This window comes from Campylobacter canadensis (genome assembly GCF_013177655.1).
GTDB lineage: Bacteria > Campylobacterota > Campylobacteria > Campylobacterales > Campylobacteraceae > Campylobacter_E > Campylobacter_E canadensis.
This window is the reverse complement of the sequence record NZ_CP035946.1, coordinates 1193777-1218526: the sequence shown is the minus strand read 5'-3', so window position 1 is coordinate 1218526 and position 24750 is coordinate 1193777. Positions and strand designations below refer to the sequence as shown.

The 24750-nt window shown below is 26.6% G+C and carries 20 protein-coding genes, 1 tRNA gene and 4 pseudogenes; 10 read left to right on the top strand and 15 right to left on the bottom strand.

Translation table 11 applies throughout. The annotated features are described in order from the left end of the window. Positions 1-71 precede the first annotated feature (71 nt). Genes CCANL266_RS05805 through CCANL266_RS05800 form a run of 3 tightly spaced genes read right to left on the bottom strand, consistent with a single transcriptional unit; the run spans position 72 to position 1451 of the window. Positions 72-599, bottom strand: coding sequence for an NAD(P)H-dependent oxidoreductase (locus tag CCANL266_RS05805; protein WP_172232702.1), 528 nt, complete (start codon positions 597-599; stop codon positions 72-74). Between the two features lie 10 nt (positions 600-609). Further along, a complete protein-coding gene (locus CCANL266_RS09675) occupies positions 610-780 on the bottom strand; it encodes a hypothetical protein (protein ID WP_224316180.1) in 171 nt (56 codons plus the stop codon). Between the two features lie 44 nt (positions 781-824). After that, positions 825-1451, bottom strand: coding sequence for an aldo/keto reductase (locus tag CCANL266_RS05800; RefSeq protein WP_224316171.1), 627 nt, complete (start codon positions 1449-1451; stop codon positions 825-827). A gap of 112 nt (positions 1452-1563) precedes the next feature. Between CCANL266_RS05800 and CCANL266_RS05795 the strand changes: the two are divergent. Then, positions 1564-1707 (top strand): annotated as a pseudogene (locus tag CCANL266_RS05795) (2,3,4,5-tetrahydropyridine-2,6-carboxylate N-succinyltransferase); the annotation flags it as partial. A gap of 22 nt (positions 1708-1729) precedes the next feature. Here the strand turns inward: CCANL266_RS05795 and CCANL266_RS05790 are convergent. After that, positions 1730-2311, bottom strand: a complete 582-nt coding sequence (locus CCANL266_RS05790; RefSeq protein WP_172232699.1) for an NAD(P)H-dependent oxidoreductase — start codon at positions 2309-2311, stop codon at positions 1730-1732. Between the two features lie 100 nt (positions 2312-2411). Between CCANL266_RS05790 and rrpA the strand changes: the two are divergent. Both rrpA and CCANL266_RS05780 read left to right on the top strand, forming a co-directional pair. Then, positions 2412-2758, top strand: a pseudogene (gene rrpA, locus CCANL266_RS05785) (MarR family transcription factor RrpA). Further along, on the top strand, positions 2746-3195 hold the full coding sequence (locus CCANL266_RS05780) for a lipocalin family protein (RefSeq protein ID WP_172232693.1): 450 nt from the start codon (positions 2746-2748) through the stop codon (positions 3193-3195). The pseudogene rrpA and the gene CCANL266_RS05780 overlap by 13 nt, the downstream one beginning before the upstream one ends. Here the strand turns inward: CCANL266_RS05780 and CCANL266_RS05775 are convergent. Both CCANL266_RS05775 and CCANL266_RS05770 read right to left on the bottom strand, forming a co-directional pair. Further along, a complete protein-coding gene (locus CCANL266_RS05775) occupies positions 3192-3770 on the bottom strand; it encodes a CatA-like O-acetyltransferase (protein WP_044306287.1) in 579 nt (192 codons plus the stop codon). The two genes, CCANL266_RS05780 and CCANL266_RS05775, sit on opposite strands and share 4 nt — an antisense overlap. An 8-nt stretch (positions 3771-3778) precedes the next feature. Continuing rightward, entirely contained in the window at positions 3779-4855 is a 1077-nt protein-coding gene (locus CCANL266_RS05770) for an NAD(P)-dependent alcohol dehydrogenase (RefSeq protein ID WP_172232690.1), read from the bottom strand. A 102-nt stretch (positions 4856-4957) separates the two neighbouring features. Here CCANL266_RS05770 and hsdR point away from each other — a divergent pair, with 102 nt between their 5' ends. From hsdR to CCANL266_RS05745, 5 genes are all read left to right on the top strand, one after another. Continuing rightward, complete coding sequence (hsdR, locus tag CCANL266_RS05765) at positions 4958-7252, top strand: EcoAI/FtnUII family type I restriction enzme subunit R (RefSeq protein ID WP_172232687.1); 2295 nt, start codon at positions 4958-4960, stop codon at positions 7250-7252. A gap of 37 nt (positions 7253-7289) precedes the next feature. Then, complete coding sequence (locus tag CCANL266_RS05760; protein WP_172232684.1) at positions 7290-8222, top strand: HamA C-terminal domain-containing protein; 933 nt, start codon at positions 7290-7292, stop codon at positions 8220-8222. Beyond that, on the top strand, positions 8186-10321 hold the full coding sequence (locus tag CCANL266_RS05755) for a DEAD/DEAH box helicase (protein ID WP_224316169.1): 2136 nt from the start codon (positions 8186-8188) through the stop codon (positions 10319-10321). Before CCANL266_RS05760 ends, CCANL266_RS05755 begins: the two co-directional genes overlap by 37 nt. Position 10322: 1 nt before the next feature. Beyond that, a complete protein-coding gene (locus tag CCANL266_RS05750; RefSeq protein WP_172232681.1) occupies positions 10323-11576 on the top strand; it encodes a restriction endonuclease subunit S in 1254 nt (417 codons plus the stop codon). A gap of 107 nt (positions 11577-11683) precedes the next feature. Further along, the gene (locus CCANL266_RS05745) at positions 11684-13177 is read left to right on the top strand and encodes a type I restriction-modification system subunit M (protein ID WP_172232678.1); all 1494 of its coding nucleotides are present in this window, start codon (positions 11684-11686) and stop codon (positions 13175-13177) included. A 63-nt stretch (positions 13178-13240) separates the two neighbouring features. Here the strand turns inward: CCANL266_RS05745 and CCANL266_RS05740 are convergent, their stop codons facing one another. Then, on the bottom strand, positions 13241-14008 hold the full coding sequence (locus CCANL266_RS05740) for a carboxymuconolactone decarboxylase family protein (protein WP_172232675.1): 768 nt from the start codon (positions 14006-14008) through the stop codon (positions 13241-13243). Positions 14009-14115: 107 nt separating this feature from the next. Continuing rightward, a complete protein-coding gene (locus CCANL266_RS05735; protein ID WP_172232672.1) occupies positions 14116-14535 on the bottom strand; it encodes a cupin domain-containing protein in 420 nt (139 codons plus the stop codon). A 222-nt stretch (positions 14536-14757) separates the two neighbouring features. Between CCANL266_RS05735 and CCANL266_RS09580 the strand changes: the two are divergent. Continuing rightward, a pseudogene (locus tag CCANL266_RS09580) lies at positions 14758-15041 on the top strand (SAM-dependent DNA methyltransferase); the annotation flags it as partial. Between the two features lie 46 nt (positions 15042-15087). Here the strand turns inward: CCANL266_RS09580 and CCANL266_RS05730 are convergent. After that, positions 15088-15379 (bottom strand): annotated as a pseudogene (locus tag CCANL266_RS05730) (Rossmann-fold NAD(P)-binding domain-containing protein); the annotation flags it as partial. 406 nt (positions 15380-15785) lie between these two features. Here CCANL266_RS05730 and CCANL266_RS05725 point away from each other — a divergent pair. Beyond that, on the top strand, positions 15786-16484 hold the full coding sequence (locus CCANL266_RS05725; protein WP_172232669.1) for a hypothetical protein: 699 nt from the start codon (positions 15786-15788) through the stop codon (positions 16482-16484). 14 nt (positions 16485-16498) lie between these two features. Here the strand turns inward: CCANL266_RS05725 and CCANL266_RS05720 are convergent, their stop codons facing one another. The 6 genes from CCANL266_RS05720 to CCANL266_RS05695 all read right to left on the bottom strand — a co-directional run bounded on the left by CCANL266_RS05720 (position 16499) and on the right by CCANL266_RS05695 (position 24698). After that, positions 16499-18373 (bottom strand): DUF1561 family protein, encoded by a 1875-nt coding sequence (locus CCANL266_RS05720; protein WP_172232666.1) that lies wholly within the window; start codon positions 18371-18373, stop codon positions 16499-16501. A 21-nt stretch (positions 18374-18394) separates the two neighbouring features. Continuing rightward, positions 18395-19540 (bottom strand): hypothetical protein, encoded by a 1146-nt coding sequence (locus tag CCANL266_RS05715; RefSeq protein ID WP_172232663.1) that lies wholly within the window; start codon positions 19538-19540, stop codon positions 18395-18397. Between the two features lie 566 nt (positions 19541-20106). Then, positions 20107-20526, bottom strand: coding sequence for a FecR family protein (locus CCANL266_RS05710; RefSeq protein ID WP_172232660.1), 420 nt, complete (start codon positions 20524-20526; stop codon positions 20107-20109). A gap of 23 nt (positions 20527-20549) precedes the next feature. Next, on the bottom strand, positions 20550-23270 hold the full coding sequence (locus CCANL266_RS05705; protein WP_172232657.1) for a FecR family protein: 2721 nt from the start codon (positions 23268-23270) through the stop codon (positions 20550-20552). An 11-nt stretch (positions 23271-23281) separates the two neighbouring features. Then, the gene (locus tag CCANL266_RS05700) at positions 23282-24604 is read right to left on the bottom strand and encodes a porin family protein (RefSeq protein WP_172232654.1); all 1323 of its coding nucleotides are present in this window, start codon (positions 24602-24604) and stop codon (positions 23282-23284) included. A gap of 19 nt (positions 24605-24623) precedes the next feature. Then, a tRNA-Val gene (locus CCANL266_RS05695) sits at positions 24624-24698 on the bottom strand. Between the last annotated feature and the right edge of the window lie 52 nt (positions 24699-24750).

Genomic DNA, 24750 nt, shown 5'->3' with positions numbered 1-24750 from the left:
TTTTTTATTAAATTATTAAAGCCTAGCATTCTATAAAATAAAGGATAATAATAAAATATTTAGTACATTTTTTATTTTATAAAATTATTTATAAACACTTTATAATCTTCGCAATTATTATTTAATTCTTTGTCATCTAAGCCATGCGTTGCTTTAAATACTGCAAAATAACCTTTATAATTTGCATCTGTAAATTTGCACAAAGCCTTAAATGGGGTTAAGATTTCATCTACGCTAAAAGCAATTTTGCCATTTTCTAAAAAAGATTCTTTAGCATCGCCAAAACTAATGCAAAAAGCAAAATCTTTTTTACTTAAAGCCTTTGTTTTAGAGCCGTAAGCAAAGCCGTAAGCAAAAACATCATCAAAATATTTTTTAAGCAAAGGTGGGCAAGAATACCAATAAATTGGAAATTGAAAGATAATTTTTTCATATTGCAATAAAAGTTCTTGCTCTGCTTTAACATCAATATTAAAGTCTTTGTATTTTTCATAAAGATTATTAAATACAATATTTTTATTTTCAACTGCCTGTTTTAAAGCTTTATTTACACGAGAATTTTCTAAATTTGGGTGTGATAAAATAGTTAAAATTTTCATTTTTTTTCCTTTATTTTTTTAGATTTAGTAAAAAATTTATAGTTTTTGGGTCTTTATGATTGCAAATAGTAAAAGCATTGTTTGAAATTTGCTTAATTATTTGCATATCTTCTTCATCTAAATTAAAATCAAAAATAGAAATATTTTCAATCATTCTTTCCTTGCTTAAAGTTTTTGGAATTACTGCAATTTCTCTTTGAATTAGCCATCTTAAAATTACTTGCGCTACACTTTTATTGTATTTTTAGCTATATTTTTTAAAAGCTCATTTTCAAATATTTGATTTTGTCCTTCTGCAAAAGAAGCCCAAGATTGCATAGCAATTCCTAAATTATTCATTATTTCTTTTTCTTCAGTCCTTGGTAAAAATGGATGGCATTCTATTTGATTTATTGCTGGTTTTATATTATTGTGAAAACAAAAGTCAATAATTTTATCAGAGTAAAAATTACTCACACCAATTGATTTAATAAGACCTTCGTCTTTTAATTTACACATTACTTCCCAAGCAGCATATATATCATTAAATGGTTGATGAATAAGATATAAATCAATATAATCTAATTTTAATTTTTCTAATGACTGCATAAAGGCTTTTTTTGTATTTTCCTTATTTGTGTTATTTATCCAAAGTTTTGTTGTGATAAATAATTCATTTCTTTTTATATTACTTGCCTTAATTGCAGCTCCTACACCTTCTTCATTTTCATATATAGCAGCAGTATCTATTAAGCGATAACCAACACTTAAGGCATCTTCAACACATTTTTGAGTTTGCTTTGCTTCAATTTGAAATACCCCATAACCTAAAATTGGCATTTTGTTTGCATCGTTTAAACTAATTGTTTTCATACGAATTCCTTTTTTTATTTAATCGTAAGCTCTTAGTTTATTTAATATGATAAATAATGTCAATACGAAAAATAAAGTAAGATACTATACTAAAGGAGTGTTAAATAGCTAATATTTTTCTTTTGATAAAGAAATTTACAAAGGCTTAGAGCTTAAAGGTTTAAATGGACTACATTTTATTGAAGATTCTATAAGTGGTGCTATGATAGTAGCTTTAAATAAAAAAACAATTAAGCTTAACGAAGCTTTGCATTGAAAAAAAGCCCATTTTTGGGCTTTTATGCAAAAAATTTTCTTAAATGATTGGTATAGGCTTGAAGATAGTTTTTTATTTGTGGATTTTTTACCACATCATTACATATAAAAGTTGGCAAAGCTTTCATACCTATAAATTCATGAGCCTTATGCAAATGCCAATACACCATATCCACACCCTTTCCTTCAAAAAATTCATTTTTATCATTAAAGGCCTCAATAGGTGCATTCCAAGTAAGAGAAAACATATATTTTTTACCTTGCAAAAGCCCACCTTTTCCATAATTTTTTGTTGGATTTTCATAACTTCTGCCGTCGTTTGCATAAAATTTTCCATGTCCTGCGGTAAATACTTCATCAATGTATTTTTTAACTATCCAAGGCTCGCCCATCCACCAAGCTGGCATTTGATAAATCACAGCATCAGCTTTTAAAAATTTATTTATTTCTTCGCTTATATCATAAGCTTTATCTATGTGTGTTTGCTCTACATTTAAATTTAAATCTTTTAAGGTATGTAAGGCGCATTCGTGCAAGGTTAAGTTGAGTTTTGCTTTAGAATTTCCAAATTCTTTAGCGCCATTAAGCAAGAGTATATTTTTCATTTTTATCCTTTTTATTAATTTTAAACTATTAGTTTAATTAATATGATATATAATATCAATACGAAAAATAAAGTAAGATACTATACTAAAGGAGTGTTAAATGACTAAGGAAAATTCTCAGTGTAATTTAGAAGAATGTGGATTTAATTACACTTTATCATTAATTAGTGGAAAATATAAAATGAGCATTTTATACTGCTTATTTCGCTATGAAATCGTGCGTTATAACGAACTCAAACGCTTTTTAAATTCCATATCTTTTAAAACTTTAACCAATGCTTTAAGAGAGCTAGAAAATGATGGTTTAATTATTAGAAAAGAATATGCTCAAATTCCGCCAAAGGTAGAATACAGCTTATCCAAACGAGGACAAAGTTTAATACCTATTTTACAAGCTATGTGTGATTGGGGTGAAGAAAAAAAAGGAGATAAAAATGCTTGAATTAATTGGAGAACTTTCTTTACAAAATTATATGGGAGAATGGCTTGAAATGGCTAGAAAACCTGCTTTTTTTCAAAAATCTTGCCTAAATTCAAAGGCAAAATACGAGCTTAAATATAAAAATGGTGTTGCTTATGTAGAAATTGAAAATTTTTGCAGTAAAGAAAATGAAATTTCAAGCATAAAAGGTAAGGCAAAAATCGTTTCAAATAGACAATTAGCAGTAAGATTTAATATCTTTATGAACCTTTTTAATAAAGTAAATTATGAAATCATTTTTATTGATAGCGAGTATAAAGTTGCCATTGTGGGTAGCCCTGATAAAAAATACCTTTGGATTTTAGCAAGAAATATAATAGATGAAAAAAGTATAAAAGAGCTTTTAAACATCGCTAAGCAAAGGGGATTTAGCGTTAGCGATGTGATTTTTGATAGGTATTAAAATATTTTTATGAGTTCGGATTCTAATTTTTCAAAGAATATTTTCGCCTTAAATAAATCAAAAAAAGCGTGATGAAAATTAGCGTAAATTATTAATTCATTATCTTTTTTATAAGTTGTAAAAATAGGAGTATAAAATTCATAGCCATTTTTTAAGTGCAAAGAAAAAGAATTAAAATAAGATTTAAAACTTGATATGTAAAAGCAATTTTGCTTAGCCTGTTTTATATAAAAAGATAAATCTTTTTTTAAAAACAATTCATAATCTTTTTGATAATTGTTTAAAAAAATATCTAAATCATAATCAAATTCCGTAAAAGTATTGCAAATTTCATTGTTTTTAAGCAAAACATAAGCGGGATTAAGTTTATGAAATTGTATTGTTTTGTTGTTAAATACGGCTCTTTTTAACTCTTGCGTATCATTTACAGCCTTGCTTAAAGAATAAATAAAATGAGAATTTTTCATTTTATTTATTTTAAAACTCTGGCTTACTTCAAACCTACTTAAAGCCGCATTTGTATAGTGTTTTAATTTATCTTTTTCATAATCATTTAAGCTTATTTCTTTATACATTAATAATTTTATTCCTTTGTCATATCAATAACATAGCGAAATTTAGCCTTTCCTGAGGTTAGATTTTCATAAGCTTTATCAATTTCTTGCGGGGTAATAAGCTCGGTTTCTGGATAAATTTCGTGTTTTAAAGAAAAATCAAGCATTTCTTGAGTTTCAGCAATACCGCCAATTAGCGAGCCATAAATCTTCTTACCTGCCTTATGTACAAGCTCGTTTATGCCTATATTTACCTTATCTTCCACAGGCGGTAAGCCAACTATAGCCATTTCGCCACCAAATTTAAGCAAATCCAAATAAATAGCAGGATTATAAGGCGTTGGAATGGTTGAGATGATTAAATCAAAGCGTTCTTTTACGGCGTTTTTATCGCAGCTTGTGTAAAATGAGCTTACACCCATTGCTAAAGCGTCGGCTTTTTTGTTTTCATTTCTAGCAAAAACGCTAACCTTTGCACCCATTTTAATAGCGTATTTTACAGCCATCATACCAAGTCCGCCAAATCCTGCTATAGCAACGCTTGAGCCTTCTTTTATTTTAGAAAATTTTAAAGGCGAGTAGGTAGTAATTCCTGCACAAAGCAAAGGCGCAACCTTATGCATAGGTGCATTTTTTGGCACACAAATGGCAAATTTTTCACTTACAACTATGTTGTTTGAATAGCCTCCATAAGTGTTTTCATTGCCGTGAAATACATCGCAACTATTGTAAGTAAAGATGGTTTTGCCATTTTCGCAAAATTGCTCTTGTGAGCGTTTGCAAGTATCGCATTCACCGCATGAATTTACCATACAACCAACCCCTGCGTAATCTCCTACTTTAAATTTACTTACATTCTTACCCACAGCGATAACTTCTCCTGCTATCTCATGCCCAGGTACGCAAGGATAAGTAGCTTCTCCCCACTCGCTTCTTGCGGTGTGAATATCGCTATGACAAATACCTGCATATAGGATTTTAATCAAAATATCATTATCGCCAATAGCGTGGCGGCTAAATTCAAAGGCTGTGAATTTCGCATCCTTGCTAAGCATTGCATAGCCTTTACTTGCAATGCGATTGTTTTCTAAAATTTTGTATTGCATTTTCGCTCCTTTTTTGGTTTTTTATAATTATAAAATTATAAAGTAACCGTTATTCAAATTAAAATATGTTATTATTGTTTTAAAATTAATTTAGGGTTAAGAATGAATTTTTCAGAGCAGGATACAAGGGTTAAAATTATAGATGAGAAATTAAAATTAGCTTTATGGAATGAAGAAAACATAATAAGAGAATACTATTTTAACGCAGGAAAAAAACTCATAGGCGGCAAAAGAGGGCAAAGAAAATTTGTTGATTATTTACTTAAATTTCAAAACAAACACCTAGCTATCATTGAAGCAAAGAAATTAAGCAAAGACCCGCTTGATGGACTTTCTCAAGCACAAGAATATGCAAAAAATTTAGATGTGCGTTTTGTGTATTGCACAAATGGAGAAAAGATTTATGAATACGATATGCAAAATGCAAGGGGCGAGTATTTAGATAATTTTGCTAGTCCGCAAGTTTTATTTGAGCGTGTTTTTGGGAATTTAAAAGAATGCCAATACAAGCTTCTTACACAAAAAGACTTATTTATCCCGCAAAAAGAATTAAGATATTATCAAAAAATAGCCGTTGAAAGAGTGATAAAGGCTTTGATTGAGCAAAAAGATAGAATTTTGCTAACTCTTGCTACTGGCACAGGAAAAACTACGATTGCTTTTGCTTTGTGTTATCGTTTGCTTGAAGCTAGATGGAATAAAAATAATAAAGATAAAAAACCAAGAATTTTATTTTTAAGCGATAGAGTAAGCTTAAGAGACCAAGCTTTAGGCGAGTTTAATTATATTGAGCAAGATTGTAAAAAGATTGATACAAAAGAGCTTAAAAAATCACTCACTCTTCCATCTGCAAATGTGTATTTTGGGATTTATCAAAGTTTAAGTGCTGAAAGTGATATAAACGATGAAGAAAATAAATTTTATTTGCTTTTTCCAAAAGACTTTTTTGACCTTGTGATTATTGATGAATGCCATAGAGGTGGGGCAAATGAAGAAGGTAGTTGGAAGGAAGTTTTAGAGCATTTTTCTTGTGCTACGCATTTAGGACTTACTGCAACGCCTAAGCAAAAAGATAATGTAGATACTTATAAATATTTTGGCGAAAGTGTTTATGAATACAGTCTTAAAGATGGGATTGAAGATGGTTTTTTAACCCCTTATAAAGTAAAATTAGTCACTACAAGTTTAAGCGGTGGTTATACTTATAATCCTAATGACATCATTGAAGGAAAGCTTGAAAAAGGGCATTTTGATATAAAAGAATTTGAAAGAAATATAAGCATTCCACAATACAATGAATTTATTGCAAAAGAACTTTTAAAGCTTATAAATCCTATGGATAAAACGATTATTTTTTGTGTTAATCAAGCTCATGCGAGTGAGATAAAAAGGGCTATTGACAAGCATAAAAGCATAAAGCATAATGATTATTGTGTGCGTGTTACAAGCGATGAAGGAATAATCGGGCTAAACTACTTAAAAAGTTTTCAAGATAACGATAAAGCCTTTCCAGTAATTTTAACTAGTTCAAAAATGCTAACAACAGGCGTTGATGCAAGAAATGTAAGAAATATCGTGCTTTTAGCAAATATTGGCTCTATGATAGAGTTTAAGCAAATTATCGGGCGTGGAACTAGGGTGTATGAAGGTAAAGACTTTTTTACTATTATAGATTTTGTAGGAGCGACAAAGCTTTTTTATGACCCAAAATGGGACGGACAAAGAATACTAGAAGATAACGAAGATAACAAAGAGCAAAAAGAAGAAGAAAGTAAAAAAGAAAATAACAAAAATGAAAATGAAAGCAAAATAAAGAAAAAAGAAAAAATTACTGTGCATATTAAAGGTACAAAACTTGCGATTTATGATATAAAAACAAGTTATATCGGAGAAAACGATAAACCTTTAGACGCTAAAGAGTTTTTGGAATTTCTTTTTGGAAAATTAGCAAAATATTATCAAAATGAAGCAAAATTGCGTGAGATTTGGAGTGATTTAAATACTAGAAAAGAGTTTTTAAAAAAGCTAGAAAATGATGGAATTTCAAAGGATAGTTTGCAGGATTTGGCATTGATGTTTGAAAAGGATTGCGATTTGTATGATGTTTTAGCGCATTTAAGCTTTAATGTTGAGCTAAAAACAAGAAAAGAGCGTGTGCAAATCGTAAAAAATAGTTCTTTTTTAAAATCCTTTCACAATGAAAAAGCCTTAAAACTTATGAACTTTTTATTAGATAAATACGAAAATGTAGGCATTGAAGAATTTGAAAAAGGTTTAAAACCATTAATTGAATTAAGTTCTTTAGGAAATATAAAAGAACTTAGTATTGAATTTGGCGGAATAAATGAACTTATGCAAAGTTTTGCTACTTTACAAAGAGAGCTTTACGCGGGATAATTAATATAAAATTTTTATGATTTACAAAGGGAGATTTATGCAGGGCAAAGAGATAGAAAATATAACAACAATAAACACTTATGTGAAAAATAAAGATAATGTTACTTTTGAGATTTGCCTTGATTCTGTAATGGATGACTCGTGTAGTAGATTTTTATTGTCATTAATTAACGACTTTGAGGAAGGTGAGTGGAGATTTGAGAAATTTAATCAATATATAATGAACACATTGGCTGAAACTGCCTTATCGAAAACAGAAAGAGAAGCTTTAGCTTCAAAAGAAGAGTATTATTCCATAATACAACGATCTGTTGCAAATCTAAATAAAAAAGAAGGAGAGATAGGAGAAATTTTTCTTTATGGTATTATGAAAAAATACTATAATGCCTTGCCTATTGTGCCTAAGATTTTTTATAAACAAAATACCAATGATTATGCAAAGGGTGCAGATAGTGTTCATTTAACTATAGAAAATCAAGAATGTCATTTATGGCTAGGAGAATCTAAATTTTATACAGATATAACCGATGCAATTAATGAAGCTATAAAATCCATTAAAAATCTTTTAGTAAAAGACAAGCTAAATAAAGAAAAGTCTATTATTATGGATATAAATGATGTCGAATCTTTTATCAAAGATAAAATCTCTAAAGAAAGTATAGATAAAATAAAAAGAGTTTTAAAACAAGATACTTCCATAGATGAACTAAAGAATATCTTGCATATTTCAATATCAATCATCTATCAATGCAAGACAACTAAAAGATATAGCGAGTTATCAGAAGAATATAAACAAAAAATAGTAAATTTTCATCAAGAGAAAGCAAAACAAGCTATTACAAAAATTACCAATGAGCTAAACAATGTGCATAATATAGAAAAAATAAAATTTCATATCATTTTATTTCCTGTGCCAGATAAAGAAAAAATCAAATGCGATTTCGTCAAAAAACTAGAGGTAGCCAAATGACCAGTGAAAAAATTTTTGATGAATGTGTAAGGATACATGAAAATCTAAATGATAACAAAGAAACAGAAGCTAAAGAAAAGCTTTTTTATTTACTTGATGAAATTCAAGATAAGGCTTTATATCCGCCTATATTAAATCATCTTATCAGACAATTTGGGTTATATCCCTATATGAATCAAGATACTTCAATTTTAGAAGACAAATTCTTACTAGAATGTTTTAAAGCAAATATCGGAGAGGATGAACCAAAAGTTTTACATAGAGAACAATCAAGAGTTTTAAAAAGACTTTTAAGCAATGAAAGTCTTATTCTTTCTGCTCCAACAAGTTTTGGTAAAAGCTTTATTATCGATGCTCTAATAGCTATGAAAAAGCCAAAAAATGTATTAATCATTGTCCCTACTATTTCTTTGTTAGATGAAGCTAGAAGAAGACTTGTAAGGAAATTTACACCTGATTACAACATAATTACAACATCGGGTGCTACCCCAAAAGAAAATAATATATTTATATTAACCCAAGAAAGAGTTTTGGAATATTTAGACTTTATAAAAGCCAATAGAATTGATTTATTTATCGTAGATGAGTTTTATAAAATTGTAGGGGATATAAGGTCAGATATTTTACAAAATACAATAAAGCAAGTAAGTTCTTATTCCAAACAATCATACTATCTGTGTCCAAATATCAAACAATTTAATGAAAAATCATCGAAATATCAATTTTTAAAAAATATAGAAAAAGTCCTAATTGATTTTAATACTGTAGCATTAAAAACACATGATTTAAGCCACAAAAAAGAAAAGAAAGAATATATGTTAAAAAACATATTAAATGAAAATAAAAATCAAAAAACAATGATTTATATAAAAAGCAAATCAGAATCAAAAAAGGTTTGTAAAAATATAAAAAACTATATTAATGCAACAGATAATCAATTAAAAAGTTTTTCAAATTGGTTAAAAAAACATTATTGGCAAGATTGGGATTTTGCTGAATGTTTGGCAAATGGGATAGGGCAACACAATGCCGCTATGCATAGATTTATCCAACAACTTCAGGTTAAACTATTTTCAGAAAATGAACACATGAATATTATGGTGACCACCACTTCTTTAATAGAAGGTGTAAATACTGCAACAAAAAATATAGTTATATGGAATGATTCTGTTGCGAGGGATAAAGATAAATTAACAAGTATGCAATATAAAAATATTATAGGTAGATGCGGGAGAATGTTTAAATATTTTGTTGGTAATGTGTATTTATTAGAAAGCAACAAAGAAACATTAAAAAATGAGCAAGAAACTATGGAAATAATTCCTCAAGAAGAATTTTTATATAGAAATGACTTGGAAACTTTTAATACAAAAACAAAAATGGAAGAGAACTTAAAAAACGTACTTAATGATAAAAACAAATTTCATCAAATTATGTCAAAAATGAAAAATTATTCTATTTTAATGGATTTGAACAATATTTTAACAATTGTTGAAAATGCCGAACTTTTTGAAAAAAGTATTGAATATTTAAATAGTGATGTTCCAGATGAGTGGGGATTTATCAAAAAGAAAGAGATACGAGAAATTGTTTTCAAAGTATTGAATGAGAAATCTAAAAATGCTTATTTTAAAATAATTGATTATGGCAAACACAATTATGATGGCGTAAAACAAACTATTAATAATACAAGTAAACAAGAGAGATATAAAATTAATATTAGTCAGTATTTTGACATTGAAAAAGCAATCAGTTTTGATATCGCTAGTTTTTTTAATGATTTGAATCAAATTATGCAAATACTCTATCCTGAAAAGGGTATAGATATTTCAAGTTTTGTTACAAAACTTTCAAATGCTTTTTTACCATCAGTGGTATATACTCTTGAAGAATTTGGGTTACCTAGAATCATTTCTAAAAAATTTCACCAATGTGGATTTATTGATTTTGAAAATAAGGATTTAACAATAGAGCAAGCGTTAAACAAATTTAAAGAATGCACAGCTGATGATATAATCAACATATTAAAAGAAAAAAATCTTTACGATAATTTTGAAGATTATATATTAAATTATTTTTATGAAGGTTTAGGACAATAAAATGACAAATTTACCGCAGGGTTGGGAAGTTAAAACGCTTGGAAGTATAGGCTTTTTTATAAGAGGAGTTTCTTATAAAAAAGAGCAATTATTATCCATAAAAGATGAAAAGTCCGTGTATTTATTGAGAGCAAATAATATTCAAAATGAATTAATTTTAGATGATTTGCAAATAATCCCCAAAGAATTAGCGGTTGATAAGATTATTCAAAACAATGATATATTATTTGCGATGAGTAGCGGAAGTAAGCATATTGTTGGAAAAAATATACTTTTAAATGATTTAAATGACTTTACCTTCGGAGTTTTTTGTGGATTATTTAGAATTAATAATTTAAATATTTCTCATAAATTTTTAGCTTTTTATTTAAAAAGTAGTTTTTATAAAAATTATATTTTGAATATTTCTAAAGGTTCTAATATAAATAATTTAAGATTTGCTGATTTAGAAAATTTACAAATCCCATTATCACCACTAAAAGAGCAAGAAAGGATAGTGGGGATTTTGGATTTTGCTTTTAGCAAGATTGATGAAAATATCAAAAAAGCAAAAGAAAATTTAGCAAATATTGATGAACTTATGCAAAGTGCTTTACAAAAGGCTTTTAATCCACTTAATGATAATACTAAAGAAAATTATCAACTCCCACAATCTTGGGAATGGAAAAGCTTAGGGGAGATATCAAATTTAATCCAAAATGGCTTCGCTGCTAGTAAAAATAATGAAATTCCAAGTGGATATGTGCATTTAAGGACACATAATATTTCAACAGATGGGAATTTAAATTTTGATACTTTAATAAAAATTAAAAGAGAATTTATCAAAGAAAAGCAATCATTTATTGAGAAAAATGATATTTTATTTAACAATACTAATAGCACAGAACTAGTTGGCAAAACTGCATTAGTTACACAAAATTATAATTATGCTTTTAGTAATCACTTGACAAAAATAAAATTAAAAAATCAATATAACTCTAAATTAGTTGTATTTTATTTTGTCTTATTGTTGAAAAATAAATATTTTGAAAAAATATGCCACCAATGGATAGGGCAAAGTGGAATAAATATAGATAAATTAAAGAAAATTCAAATCCCCCTACCCCCACTCAAAGAGCAAGAGCAAATCGCAAAGCATTTAGATTTTGTCTTTGAAAAGACAAAGGCTTTAAAAGAGCTTTACACTAAAGAGTTAAAAGATTATGAAGAGCTTAAGCAATCCTTGCTTGATAAAGCTTTTAAGGGAGAATTATAATGTTAAAAAATTTTTGATTTTTTAACATATTGCAGTTTAAAAACAAAAATATATAAAAATAAAACTAGACTTTGATAAAATTATTTTAAAGGCTTTAAGGGAAAAAAATGCAAAATAAAATAGATAAAATCACAGATATTTTAAGAAGAGATGATGGTATAAGTGGTGCTATGCACTATACAGAACAAATTAGCTGGATACTTTTTTTAAAATTTTTAGATGATTATGAAGAAGAATTAAAGCTTGAAGCAATTTTAAACAATCAAGAATATAAAAGCATTTTAGAAGAAAAATTTAGCTGGAAGGTATGGGCAGCACCAAAAACAAGCGAAGGAAAGATTGATTTTAACAAGGCTTTAAGTGGGCAAGATTTGCTTAATTTTGTAAATAAAGAGCTTTTTGTCTATCTTAAAAACTTTAAAAACAATGAAGATTTTAAAAGCATTGAGTATAAAATTGGTGGAATTTTTGAGTTTATAGATAATCGCATTGCAAATGGGCATACTTTAAGAGAAGTGATAAATATCATTGATGAGCTTAGTTTTAGTAAAGAAAGTGATGTGTTTGCTTTGGGCGAAGTTTATGAAAAACTGCTTAAAGATATGGGTAGTGATGGTGGAAATAGCGGAGAGTTTTACACGCCACGCCCTTTGATAAAGGCTATGGTGGAAGTGATAAATCCTAGAGCAAAAGAAAGGATTTACGACCCATCTTGTGGGAGTTGTGGCTTTTTGGTTGAGAGTTTTTTACATATTTTATATAAAGATGAGAGTAGAAAAACAAAGGCTAGTTTGAGTGTAGAAGAGCTAGAGTTTTTACACAATGATGCTTTATTTGGCAAGGAAAAAACTCCGCTAAGCTATGCAATGGGCGTGATGAATATGATTTTACACGGGGTAAAATCTCCAAATATAATAAAAACAAATACGCTAAGTAAGAAAATCACAGATATTACAGAAAATGATAAATATGAAGTGATACTTGCAAATCCACCATTTGGCGGTAAAGAAAAAGAGCAAATTCAAAACAATTTTACAGTTGCTTCAAATGCTACGGAGCTTTTGTTTTTGCAACACATTTTAAAATCACTAAAAAACAATGCTAGATGTGCGGTTGTCGTGCCTGAAGGTGTGCTTTTTCAAAATTCAAATGCCTTTGTGAGCGTAAAGGCTGATTTAGTGCAAAATTATAATCTTGAATGTATTTTAAGCCTGCCTAGTGGAGTGTTTTTGCCTTATAGTGCGGTAAAAACAAATGTATTATTTTTCTCAAAAGGCTTAAATAGTATTTTAAAAGCAAATGATGATAAGGTGTATTACTACGAGCTTATACCACCTTACAAGCTTACTAAAAACAAGCCTTTAGAATACGCACATTTTAAAGAATTTCTAAAATGCTACAAAGAAAGAAAAATCACTGCTAATTCTTGGCTGCTTAGCAAAAAAGAGCTTGAAGAAAGAAATTATGATTTAAGTGCTAAAAATCCAAATGTAAAAGAAGAAAAAATCCTAAGAACTAGTGAAGAGATTTTAAATTCTTTAGAAGAAAATTTAAAAACACAACAAGAATATCTAAGTGAGCTTAAAAGCATACTAAAATGATTGCAAGTTTTTTGATAAAAACTAATTTACAAATAACTTCTAAGCTCAATTTACAATAAATATTTATTGCTTGCATTCTACTTTTATATCATCAAGCAAATTTAGGGCATTTAAAGCCTTTGGATAACCGATATATGGAATAAGAGCTGCAATGACATTTAGCAAATCTTTTCTACTTTGTCCCATGTTAAGATTACCTTGTATATGGGCTTTTACTTGATTATCTAGCCCACCAAGCGAGATAAGATATACAAGGGTTAAAAGCTCCCTAGTTTTTAGATCAAGTCCTGTGCGTGTATAATAATCTCCAAAACAATTCGCACTCAAAAAATCATTTATAAAAGCTTTATCTTCTGGGGTAGATTCTATCATTTTAGTGATATTAGCTTCACCAAAAATAGTATTTTGTATTTCCCTGCCTTTTATTTTGCGATTTTCTTGCGTAGTAGTGCCTTGTGGGGTTAAAACTAAGGCGATATTTAGTTTTTTAAATACTTTATTACAAAGGCTTAAAAAATCACATACTCTAGCAAAACCCACATAAGGCGTAGCTTGATAAATCACTTCTTTAATGACAATGGGACTTATATCGTTCTTGATTGCACCTTGAAGTAAAGTTTTAAACTCTATTTTTCCACCTACTGCTAAAGTAGAAGCAAGGGTGATTAAAAAATATTTTTGTGTATTAAGATTTGCTTTTACAAAACTCTCGCCAAAAGTAAAATTTATGTGATTGATAAAATACTCTTTATCACTTGCAAAAAGTTGATCCTTTTTTGCTCCTCCTAAGAGTTTTTTAAAAATTTCTCTTGCTTTTTGTCTTAATTGCATGGTTTTATCCTTTGTAGTTTTTAAAATTTGTGAAAAAAGAGCATTTAAAATACTTCAAAAACATAAAAGTTTTTATAAAAATTTTTGTGTTTTATTTACAAATTTCTTTACTCTCTTGCTTCTTTTAAGGCATGTTCATATTCTTCATCGCTTACAAGCTCAAGCCATTCTACATTTTTACCCTCTTTCTCGCCTGTAAGTGCTATGTGTGCTCCACTACTTGTATTAGTTGCACCATGAAAATGCTTTACTCCTATAGGACAGCTTATCACATCGCCTTTTTTAGCTATAAAGGATTTTTGCCCTGGAACTTTTGTGATGATTTCGCCCTCTGTTACGATTAAGGTTTGTCCTTGAGGATGAGTATGCCATGCACTTCTAGCACTGGCTTCAAATTCAACCAAAGCCCCACTAAAATTTCTCCACTCATTTGGTTTAAACATCATAGAAACTTTTACATTTTTGCTAAAAAATTTACTATCGCCTTTAAAACTTCCATGAATTCCTGCTTTTTCTAATTCTTGCATTTTATCTCCTTTTTTTAGTATTATAAAATATGAAAGCTACTCTAAATCAAGTAAAAAATTAAAATCTTAATTTCATTTTTTCTATCTTGCTTCTTATAAAAATTATGATAATTCTTAATATGATAAAAACTATAAAAATTACGAAATTTTACTTCTAATTTTTTTTAAATACTTTTTAGTCACAGTTAAATAAAATATCTTTTTAATCATATTTTATTTACTTACAAGCTTACTAAAAACAAGCCTTTAGAATACGCACATTTTAAGGAATTTCTAAAATGCTACAAAGAAAAAAATCACTGCTAATTCTTGGCTTGTTAGCAAAAAAGAGCTTGAAGAAAGAAATTATGATTTAAGTGCTAAAAATCCAAATGTAAAAGAAGAAAAAATCCTAAGAACTAGTGAAGAGATTTTAAATTCTTTAGAAGAAAATTTAAAACTTCAAAAATAAGCATTTAAAAGAAATAAAAGATTGCCTTAAAATTATAAGGCATCTTTATTTATAGGCTTATTACCCCAATGCCTGTGTTTTTAAATTAAGCACTATGTCTTACTAGCATAATCACTGTAGCTGATTTTGCTTTCATTGTTGGCATTTACTTCAAATTTTTGCTTATGATTTTATAATGATTGCTTTTTGGAAGTTCAAAAAATAGCAGATGGGCTTACATATACCCATTTAAAGCCTTTTCATAAAATTTCCAATACTTTAGCACTTGCTTTAGCTATATTAAATACTCTTTAGGAAAATCAGGCATATTTATATACAAACTTCTAGCACCCCTTACAACAAATAATTTAGCCTTGCTTGTAAAATTACACTTAAGCATTCTATATGCTTTTTTTGGTATTAATAACAAAATCTATCAGTTCTTTAAAAATAAGTTCAAAAAGTTCTATTTAATAGTAGTATATTTTTAAATAGCAGATTTTAATTATTATTTAAATTATTTACTTTATTTTTTGTTTTACTTAATATAAATTTTTTAGAGTTTAAAAACAAAATGAGTTTTTGGGTGTAAAAAATGTTAAAAATTAATAAAACTTGGTAAAAAATATTAATTTTTTGATAATTTTTAAGTTAATAATGAAAAATAACAACAGAATGTATAAAAATATTATGAGAATTAGCTTAACACTGGTTAGTTTTAAAAATAATTTTTATACTTTTAAAAAAGGTTTTTTTTGTTTTAAAAAATATTTCTAGCTATAATGTTATATATTTTTATCAATAAGTATTTTATAATAAGTTGTGGTTAGATAATATGTTTTATGAAAAATTATTAAATATAGAATTAATATATTTTAAAAATTGTTATAAATTAGATTGTAAAGGACATTGTTGTAATAGTAACAAAGATGAAGATTGTATAATTCCTATGCTTAAAAGCGAATATGAGTTTTTAAAAGATAAAAGTGATTTAAAAGCAGATTATAATATGGATTTTTTATTAAATTGTGGTAAAAAAATAACAATTATTTTTGCAAAATGTAATAAAAAAGGTTTATGCAAGATACGCCCATTAGCTTGTAAATTATATCCTTTTTATGCAAAAACTAATTTAAATGCGGATTATCTTGGCTTTGAATTTTTAAGTTTATATGATATGTTTTATACTTCTAATTTTTATCATCCTTGCTCTTTAGTTAAAGGTAATTTTTTGAATTTACAAAAGCAATTTGAAAATAATATTGTTTTAATATTAAATGAAGCTGTTATGATTTTTATATTTATGAGTTTAGAACTTTTGCATAAATATCTTAACATTTATTTTAAAAATATTTATGGATTAGATTTTAATTTAAATAATATTAAAGATAAAAAAAGATTTTTTAAAGAAAATAATTTTTTAAAAGCTTGGCAAGTAGATGAATTTAAAAAAGAATTCAATGATTTGTATCTTAAACTAGAAAGCAAATATAAAGATGATTTAAAAAGATATTTATAATTATATTTAGCTTTTTAGTTGCTTTGCTCCCATTCCATTAATGAACAATGCTGCATATTACAAGCATTTGCATTATTTACATTTAGTCCTTGCCCATTGCCTCTTCTATTATTTGCTCTTCCTTCGCATGAATTTTGAGATAGTAAATCTTCTAAAGGATTTACTATTAAAGAACCCATTTGAATTAATGCAAGACCTGTAATATCGTAAGAATTCAATGTGCTTAGCCTATTAAGCAAGTCGCTGCGATTATTTACAGGTTGAATAAAGGTAGAAAAGTCTGTAAAAGTCATATTTTCAACATTAGTAGGTATAACAATTACCCCTGCGTTGGTTCTAATTAAAGGTAGAGCGTGCCCTCTAAAATCACTTTGCGTAGAAGTATCAAGCAAGGCTAAAAATACAGAGCCAGGATTTGATTGTAAAATATAATCTAGTTCATCATTTATTGCATCTTGAGTAAAAACAGCATCATATAAATTCCACTGGTGATGAGGTAGGATAATTCTCATCAATGCTTCTACAGAGCGTAAAGCTCTAAGATAAAGTGGCTCGTTTGAATATAAAGAATTACCCCAATAATTTAAGGCAAAAAATAACACATTATTAATACTAGGGCTTCTAAGCGCTAAAGAAGCTAAAGGATTGCTATGCATTGCATAATCAAAAAAATAACCATTTAAACTATGCTCAAGCTCGTTTGGGTAATACTGATTTAAAATAGCAAATATTTCAAAGCTTTGCAATAAGCAATATCCGCAAATGCCAGTATAAACATCTTGAGAATCACTTGAAGTAACAATATCATATAACCTTCTTCTATAACCGCCTTTACTTGGGTCAAAATTAGCTAAACTATGCTCGTTTAATTCTCTTTTAATTCGTTTTTTATCAATATTTGGACAAGTTTGAGCTTGAAAACTTTTGTTTCTTGCAATGAAATTTTGTAAATCATACATTGCAGAACTAAAGTAAAATTTTGCACTTTCATTAATGCTATATAAACCACTGTTAGCAATTTCATCTTTATTTATAACAAAAAATTTACCTCTATCTTTTGCTCTTGTTACATCTAAAATGTTATCTTGTGCATCAAAAATTGCAAAGCTAAATAAATCAAAATTAAAATAAGCACTATCAAGTTGGTCTTTTTTGGTAGGACATTTTTTAAAACTAATATAAGAATGAGTTTTATTTTGTAGATTTGAGCTTAAACAAGTAAAAATTCCTCTTGAAGGAGAATAATCTTTTATGTAAGAATTAACAGCGTCATAGTAAAAAAAGTATTTTTTACTACTGTATGAATTTGGAGTTTTATAAAATGTGGTTATTTTTTTGCCATCTTGAATTCTAAATGCAATAAAGGTTTTTATATCATAATTTATTGGAGTACTAAGAGTTGTTCGCCATTCTTTCATAAGGTCTAAATCTAATTTAAAAGCATTTGCAAAATTATTTTTACTTGCGATTAAATGAGTTTTATGTTCTTTTATTTTTATTGTTGGATATGCAAGAAAAGAAAATTCCCCATCTTCTTTAAAATCAAACCATTGAGTTTTATCATTTAAAACACAAGGCCTAAGTACTATAAAATCATTTAAATCCTTGTTTTCTAAGATATCTTTTCTCAATGATAAACACAGCCATTCGTTTTTTACTTTTAATGCTATTCTTTTAAAAATATCGTATCTTGCAATTGTGCTTACATTATTGCATCTTTTTAAAACAGCAAAAATATCATTATCAATAACTTTATAATCAAGACAAAATTTAGAATTGTTATATAATTTTACTTGTACTTTTGTATCTTTATTAACTAAATGTGTGTTTATGTTATCCATACAAAAACAATACAGGCTAAGATAAAATAAAAATAATATCTTTTTCATCTCATCCTCCTTTTTTTTGTTTTATTTAAGTTTATTGTAGTTTTGATTAAAACTATTATTTTGTTTGTCAAATCTTTGCGAATTTACTTTGTCTAGTATTTCATTTTCTATATTAAAACTTTTTCCATCTTGAAATTTAACATAAGAAGTATTTATTTTTATATTACTATCGTGTTTGTTTGCGTCAAAAATTAAATTATTTGCTTTAATGTTTATTTTATCGTTATCTTTGTTTAGTTTTATATTCTTGCTTTCACTTGCTTTTTTGTTCAGTGCAAGGTCGTAATATTTAATGTTTGCTTCTTTATTTGATTTTAATTCTAGCTTATAAGCGCCTGTGTTATCATTGTAAATGTAATTTAATTTATCTTTATCTAAGTTTAATTCTAAAGCGCTATTACTATTTGCATAATAAAAATCTTTATTACTTATTTTATCTGTATTTGCTATCATATTATCCCATTCTTTTTTTAATTCATAAAATTCATTTGAATCTTTTGAAAGTTCAAGGCTAATATTTTGCGTTTTATCGTAAGTTTCAAAATTGTAAATTGTGTTATTGTAAAATAACTTATCTTTATCTACTATTATATCGTAGTTATTTTTTCCTTCTGCTTGATTATTTACAAGCAAAGATATAACATATTTACCTTGTTCATTCATATATGTTTTAATTGATTTAATGCTATATTCTCTACTTTCTAATTTTGCGTAAGTATTATAGTTATCATCTGCATAATTTCTTAAATAAAATCTACTTAAACTATAATAATCTTGTCCAAAGTATAAAACATCTTTAAAATATTTATTATTTTTATCTCCAAGAAAAGCGGCATTGTATTTTTTATATATGCTTAATTTATTTTTATTTAATTCTAGCTTAGCACTCATTTGAGTATTGCCATCAAAAATTGCTTGTTTAAAATTACCATTGTAATAAAATGTAGAATTAAAATCGTTTTTTGTAAATGCTTGTGGGTTTTTAATATAAAAATTTCTTATACCTTGCTCATACTTATCTTTCATTTGCGTAAATTCATCTTCGCTAATTAGTTGAAATTTTTCTTCGTTTAATTCTAAATAATCATTATTATAAATTAATTCATTGTTATTTTTTTCTGAAAATAAAAAAGAAGAAAAAATAAAGTTGCTATTTATATTTTGCAAAATACTAGCGCCATTATAAACACTATTTAAAATATCATTTTTATAATTTACATTCTCAAAGCTATTTTTATTAAAATCATACTCTTTTGTAAAGTATTCATCGTTACTTTTTGAAAAAATAGTAACTTTATTAATTTTAGAATCTTTATCAGTAACAAATTTTAAATAAGTTCCATCGCTATTTTTATAATAATAGGCATTGTTTGCTTTTAAAGAGCTTTCACTTGTTACAAAAACAATATCTTTTATTATTTCTTCTTGCTTGATTAAATTATCTTCTAAATTGGCATTTATTTCTTTTATGTCTTTAAATTCAATGTTATTATTTTCTGCTATTTTTGTACTATGTAGATTATATTCGCCTTCTTGAGCTTTTAAACCTGCAATATTGCTTGTATCTTTAGAAATTGGATTGTCTTTTGAAAATTCATTAAAGTCATCTAGTTTTATTTTATCTATTTTAATATCATTAATATTTGAATATGTTATTTGTTTTCCTGCATTTATTCTATTAGTTGTATTTGCAATTTTTACATCAATTGCCTCTTTGATACAGGCTATTTTATTTAATTTATTACTGATTTCTCCAATAAAAACTGTACCTCTAATCCTATTGTAGCAGTATGTGCTTTTAAGGTAAAATTCTCTCTTGCAAGTTTAGAAATTTGACCAGTAATCACCTTAAAAGAACCTTGTTTTACCTCTAAATTAACTTTAGAATTTTTACCATTAATTATGTAATCTTTTATGTTTAAAATTGAGTTTTTACCTAAGGTTACAATTGTATTATCTTGAAAAATTAATTGTAATCTTGAGTTTGAAGTTGTGATAATAGTATCATCTTCAAAAATTACTGAATTTAATTGAAGTTTATGTTTGTTAGCTGCAGTATCAATTCTATAAGCATCTCCTTTAATGGCACTAATATTAGCAACGCTAGCAAACATTAAATTAATTAGACTAAGTAACAAAACAATTTTTTTCATTTACACCCCTAAAATTAAATTATTTATTTTTTATAATATAGTTGATAGTTTTTATCATTATTTTCCACCTTTGTATTTCCAAAATTAACACTAGCATCTACATTGTAATTATTAAAAGATTTATTGATATTTTCAACTTCAAAAGAGATATCTTTATCTTTGTATTTATATTCAAATTTTTTGTCAGCAATATCAATATTATTTTTAAATTGCTTATCTAAATTAATACTATCTTTTATGCTTAATTTATCATATTTTGCATTTCTGTAGATTGTGTTGTTTTGTCTTTTAATGTTTAATTCTAAGTTTTTATTTACATCGTTTTTGCTTGGAGCCTTCATATAAAAAGCATCTTTATTAGCTTCTAATTTTACATAACCACCATCATTAGAGCTTAGTTCTATTAAATTCTTTAATTGTTCATAATGCTTTCTTTCAAAAGATTCTGCAATTTTATTAAACTCTTTTTCATCGCTAATAACCAATTTATTATCTTTATACTTTTCGTTTTCAAGATTAAATAAAGCTGTGCTATCATCAGCTCTAATAGCATTATGCACATATTCGTTATTTTGTTGATTATTATCTGTTATTTTACCGAAATTATAAATTACTATATTTATATCTTTATAATTATCTTTTGCATTTAAAGTAGTGTAATAACTATAGCTTACAACATATTCTTTACTAGCATCAATTGTGTAATATGTGAATTTGTAAGTACTAGGGTCAATTTTTAAAACACCGTGTTCTGATTTATAATAACTTGCTTTTAGCTTTGAATTTGCGTTTATTTTATCAATCAAATTAGCCTTTGCTTTTTCAAAAGATTTTTCCGCATTGTAGCCATAATTTTGTAAAAGTGATGTGAATTTATCACCATTTTTATTATCTACTAAAATATCTCTACCATTTAGGTAATATAAAGCGTGTTGCAAATTACCTTGAACATTTGCAGAATTTTCATTAAATGTAATAATTATATTGTTATTTATACCATCTTTTAAATAGTAATCTTCAACAAGAAAAAATACATTATTTCCATCAGCATCTTTACTTTTTGTTATGTTTACAGGCATATATTCGTTGATTGCTATTGGGTTTTTCATATAACCATTTTTTTGGAAAAGATATTTTTTCAAATAACCTTTATTACTATAATCAAGTATTAAATTACCATTAAAATAAGTAAAAGTATCTTTTTCTAAATTTACATTAAAACCTGAAGTAGCATTACTTTCATCATTTACATAATAAAATTTACCTTTGTTGAATTTATCTGTTTTTTTATCATAATTATCATTAATTTTTTGAAAATTACTTGATGAGTTGCTCTTAAAATCTATATTTTTTCCATTAAGTTCTGTAAATAAGGTTAAATTATCAGCTTTTAATGTGAAGTTATTTTTATCAGCATTAATTGATATTGTTATTTTATTGTTTGCATTGTTTGTATGAGTTGAATTATCCACCAATGAACTTGCATCAATTACATAATTTTTATTTGTCTCATTAAAAGCAAAATTTCCAATTGCATATTTATAACTTGCAATTTTTTCCTTACCATTCTCATTAATTATTGCTTCTTCAGTTAAAGTGTTATTTTTAAAATCAATGATTAATTTTTTATAATTATTAAAAATGCTTACAACAGGATTTTTTTCAAGGTTTAAATTAAGTACCGCAAGATTATTTGAATAATAATTATTGTCTTTTAATTTTTCTTTAGGAGCTTGTGGTTTTGGAACTACTGGTTTTGGTGTGCTTGGTATATAAGGTTTAGTTAAAGCATCTTCTTTTATACTATCATCATTAATAGCAACATTTGATATTTTATCATGAATATTATCAATGTTCTCACTTTGTTTATTTTCTAAAACATCTGTTTTTATTGTATTTTTGTTATCAGAATTAGGAATATTATTTATATTGTTGTTGTTAGTTTGATTTGCATTAATGTTTATTACACCGTCTTTTGCTTGTAAAGTGTCATTGTTTTCTTTATAATTTGTATTATCCATAATTTCTTGTGTTGTTTGATTGTTAGTACTTTCTTTTGCTTCGATATTATTTTCTTTTACAGTATCATTATTTTCATTATTTTGTTTTGTATCGTTTTCTTTATCTTTAGTGTTTTCTTTTGCTTTTACTTGCTCTGTTTTACTTTGAGTTTCTGATTTAAATTCGCTAAATTCATCTAATTTTACATTTTCAATTTTTGAAATATATTTATTTGTATAAGAAATTTGTTTTCCAGCATTAATTCTATTGCTTACATTTCCTATTTTTACATCAATTGCACCCTTTAAACAAGCAACTTTATTTAATTTATCGCTAACCTCTCCAACAAATACAGTTCCACGAATCCCAATAGTAGCAGTCTTTGCTCTAAGTTTAAAATTCTCTCTTGCAAGTTTTGAGATTTGCCCTGTGATAACCTTAAATGAACCTTGATTAACTTCAAGCTCCACTTTAGAATTTTTACCATCAATGTAGTATTCTTTTACATTTAATGTTGTGTTTTTACCAATGGTTGTAACGGTATTGTCAATAAACACAATTTGAAGTTTTGCATTTTTACCAGTTATAATGATATCGTTTTCAAAAATTTCACTATTAATTTGTAATATTCTTTTTACACCATTAGCAGAATTTGCACTAGCATCGCCTTTTATTGCGATAACTTTTCCAACATTAGCAAAAGCGCTTATTACAAAAAACACTAACAACAAAAGCCTTTTCATTTTTGACTCCTTTAGAATTTATATCTATAAATTAAACTCATTAAATAATTTTCATAAGAATACAAGGCTTGATTTGATTTTTGTATTTGGTAAGCTAAATCAAGCTGCACACTTATGTGTTTTGAATATGTAAATTCAGTAGTGCTTGATATTTTATAAACATCATCTTTTCTTTTACTATCAAAGGCTGCTGAATATTTTTTATATAAATCTTTATAGTAAGTAAAATCTAATTTAAAAGCACTATCTTCTAGTAAAAGATAATACGCACCAAGACTTGCTTGATATTCTTTATAATCTGAATTTAAGCTTTGTGATATTTCTTTTGCTTTTTCAATATCATAAGCTAATTTTAGATAATAATATGATGTGCTAAAATAATACCTTGCTAAACCATAAAAACTTATATGTTTATAATTATCATCTTTTAAATCATCTCTTAAAAAATCAGCTTTTTGATAGCTAGAGCCAAGAGATAAAATAAAATTTGATTTTATATTATAGCTTAAACTTGCATCAAAATACAAAGATGATAAATATTTTTTTCTTAATAATTTTGAATAATCATAAGAGCTTAAAATATTAAAGTTTAAATCTTCATTTAATGTAAAAGTATTACTTAAAGATACAGTAGCTACATCTAAGTTAGAATAATTTTGTCTTTCTGGTTTAAAATATTTTTTATGATAGTAATTAACATTTAAATCAATATTATAACTATCATTTAAATTTTTTAGATAACCAATATTAAAATTTGCTATATAACTTGATGCTGCTTTTTCTTGAGAATTTTGTATAAGTAAATTACCAAAAAAATGGCTTAATTTTATTACATTATTGTTTCCTTTTTTAGGATTTTTATCATAATTAACTCCAGCACTAATACTAGCATATAGACCATAGGTGTCTTTTTCATATTTCATTTTTCTTAATTCTTGAGTTAATATATATAAAGCTCTTTTTTGATTATCGTTTAAATTATGTTCTTGTTTAATCAAGCTTTCAATTTGTGCTTGTAAAAGCATAATATTTGAAGTATTTTTATATATTAAAGCACTTTGCAATTGTGCTTCAATGTTGTTTTCATCATAAATTAAAACTCTATCAAAGGCAGCTAAAGCTTCATCGTTTAAGCCTAGTTGAGTTGCACTTTGACCAATAATTAGGTTTAAATCCACACCAGAGCAATCAATTTTACAAATTTGTTCAGCAAAATAATAAGTATTTTTCCAATCTCTAGCTTTATAAGCTTGCATTGTTTGATTTACTAACTCTTGATTATTTGCAAATAATACTGTTGATAAAGATAAAATTGTTAATAAATATTTTCTCATTGCTCCCCTTGTAAAATAATGGTGATTCTGATTGGACTTGAACCAACGACTTTTACCATGTCAAGGTAACACTCTACCACTGAGTTACAGAATCTAAAAGGTTAATTATATAAAGAAAAGCTAAAAGTAATTTGAAAAAAGCCTAT